The 331-nt window shown below is 57.1% G+C and carries 1 tRNA gene and 2 rRNA genes; all 3 read left to right on the top strand.

What is annotated here, in order from left to right:
- Positions 1-105, top strand: a 5S ribosomal RNA gene (gene rrf, locus WFL93_RS24170); the annotation flags it as partial.
- Positions 106-119: 14 nt separating this feature from the next.
- Positions 120-195 (top strand) — tRNA-Thr (locus tag WFL93_RS24165).
- A 33-nt stretch (positions 196-228) separates the two neighbouring features.
- Positions 229-331: ribosomal RNA gene (gene rrf, locus WFL93_RS24160) — 5S ribosomal RNA — on the top strand; the annotation flags it as partial.

Here is a 331-nt window from a genome sequence, read left to right as displayed (position 1 = left end):
TAGCGCGGTGGTCCCACCTGACCCCATGCCGAACTCAGAAGTGAAACGCCGTAGCGCCGATGGTAGTGTGGGGTCTCCCCATGCGAGAGTAGGGAACTGCCAGGCATCAAATTTAGCGTGCTGATATGGCTCAGTTGGTAGAGCGCACCCTTGGTAAGGGTGAGGTCCCCAGTTCGACTCTGGGTATCAGCACCAGTTATAGGCATGAGTTCGGTTTAAAAGAATTTGCCTGGCGGCTTTAGCGCGGTGGTCCCACCTGACCCCATGCCGAACTCAGAAGTGAAACGCCGTAGCGCCGATGGTAGTGTGGGGTCTCCCCATGCGAGAGTAG

It is taken from the genome of Pantoea sp. USHLN256 (genome assembly GCF_037149875.1).
In the GTDB taxonomy this organism is placed as follows: Bacteria; Pseudomonadota; Gammaproteobacteria; order Enterobacterales; family Enterobacteriaceae; genus Pantoea; species Pantoea nemavictus.
The sequence above is the reverse complement of the archived record's forward strand: the minus strand, read 5'-3'. Positions and strand labels throughout refer to the sequence as shown.